At 72.0% G+C, this 2,262-nt stretch carries 1 protein-coding gene; it reads right to left on the reverse strand.

The window, feature by feature from the left end:
* Positions 1 to 2,196 (reverse strand): SpnB-like Rossmann fold domain-containing protein (locus KGA66_RS28645; RefSeq protein WP_211472676.1); only part of this gene is annotated, 2,196 nt, incomplete at its 3' end.
* Between the last annotated feature and the right edge of the window lie 66 nt (positions 2,197 to 2,262).

Consider the following 2,262-nt stretch of genomic DNA (forward strand, 5'->3'; position numbering starts at 1 on the left):
CGCGTTGAGCACCACATCCACACCCTCGCCACCCGTCGCGGCCAGGAACGCCTCCCGGAAACCCAGATCACGCGACGAAGCAATCCGCTCGGCCGCCACACCCAGACCGCGCACCGCGTCCCACTTGGGCTTGCTCGCCGTGGCGAAGACCTCTAGGCCCCAGTGCCTGGCCAGCTGCACCGCGGCCATGCCGACGCCACCGGCGGCGGCGTGCACCAGCAGCCGCTCGCCGCGCTTGACGCCCGCCAGGTCGGACAGGCCGTAGTACGCGGTCATGTACACCAGGGGCACCGATGCCGCCTGCGCGAACGACCATTCGGCCGGGAACGGCACGATCATCGGCCGGTCGGTGATGCCGATGGAGCCGAACGGGTCCATCACCAGGCCCATGACCCGGTCGCCCGGCGCCAGGTCGGTGACACCCGGCCCGACTTCCAGGACCACGCCGGCCGCTTCGCTGCCCAGCGGCGCTTCGCCCGGGTACATGCCCAGCGCGATCAACACGTCGCGGAAGTTCAGGCCGGCGGCCCTAATCCCGACGCGCACCTCGCCGTCGCGCAGTGGCCGGTCCATGTCGGAGCGGACGATGGCCAGGCCTTCCAGCGAGCCTTTCCGTTCGGCCGACAGCCGCCACGCGCCGCCGGCCGGGGGTGCCGGGGCCCGGCCCAGCCGTGGCGCGAGTACTGCGCCCGCGCGCACCGCCAACTGGGTTTCGTCGAGGTCGAGCATGCTCGCCCAGTCGGGCGCGGCGCCGCCGTCGATGTCCACCAGCAGGAACCGGCCGGGGTGCTCGGACTGGGCGCTGCGCACCAGACCCCACACCGGCGCGAGCGCCAGGTCGGGTGACTCGTCGTCGACCGCGATGGCGTTGCGGGTCACCACGATCAGGCGCGTGTCGCTCAGCCGCTCGCCGGCCAGATATTCGCGCAACAAGGCCAGGGTGTGCTCGGTGGTCTCCCGCGCGGCCTCCGCCCGGTGCGCGCCAGGCTGCGCGCCGATGGCGACCAGCACCGCGTCAGGCACTGCGCCGCCGCCGGCCAGCGCCCGGTCGAGCGCGGCCAAGTCGGCGAACCGCTCGCCTGCAGCCATCTCGCCGACGTCGCCCAGCACGGCAAGCCGGGCGCTTCCCGACGATCGCTGTCCGGCCTCCGCGACAGTGACCCAGTCCAGCTGGTACAGCGAGTCTTGTTTGCCGCGCTGCTGCGCGGCTTCCAGTTGCGCCGGGTCGACCGGCCGTGTGGCCAGTGAGGTCACGGATACCACTGGTGCGCCGGATTCGTCGGCTACGTCGATCCGCATCGCCGCGTCGCCTGCCGGGCTGATTCGCACCCGGACCCGTGTGCTGCGGCCGTGGCCGATCCGCACGCCCGACCAGGAGAACGGCAGGTCGGCTGATGAGCCGAATTCCTTGTGCAGCAACCCGCCGTGCAGTACGGCGTCGAAGAGCGCCGGGTGTACGCCGTAGCCGTCGGCGTTGACTTGTTCGGGCAGCGCGACCTCGGCGTAGACCTCGTCGCCGTCGCGCCAGGCGGCGCGCAGTCCCTGGAACGCGGGCCCGTACTCGTAGCCCATGCCGAGAAGGCGCGGGTACAGTCCGTCGACGGTCACCGGCGTCGCGCCGGCTGGCGGCCACACGACGGGGAACGGCACCGGTGCCGGGGTTGCTGTGTCCGCGCCGAGCATGCCGTGCGCGTGGCGGACGACCTCGTGCTCGCCGTCTTCGCTGTGTGTCTCGGGGCGGGAGTAGATCGCTACTTCGCGGTTGCCGTCTTCGCCGGGCTCGCCGACCTTGACCTGTATCAGGCGCGCGGCGTTGTCGGTGAGGATCAGCGGCGTTTCCAGGACCAGTTCTTCGATCACCGGGCTGCCGACCCGCGTGCCGGCGGTCAGGGCCAGTTCGACCAGCGCGGTACCCGGCACGATCACCGTGCCCAACACCACATGGTCGGACACCCACGGCGCGCTCTCGCTCGACATGCGCCCGGTCAGCAGCCACTCGTCACGATCACCGACCTGCACGGCGCCGGCCAGCAGCGGATGCTCCAACCGGGAAAGACCCGCAGCGCCCGGATCACCCGCCGCAGCGCCCGGCGCAAGCCAGAACCGCTCCCGCTGGAACGCGTACGTAGGCAGGCCCACCCGCCGCGCACCCGTACCCGCATAGAACGCCGGCCAGTCCACCTCAACCCCAGCCACATGCGCCTGCGCCAAGAACCCCGCGAACGCCTCCCCCTCATCCCGCTTCGCACGCAACGCCGCCGC

The organism is Actinocrinis puniceicyclus (assembly GCF_018283645.1).
GTDB lineage: Bacteria > Actinomycetota > Actinomycetes > Streptomycetales > Catenulisporaceae > Actinocrinis > Actinocrinis puniceicyclus.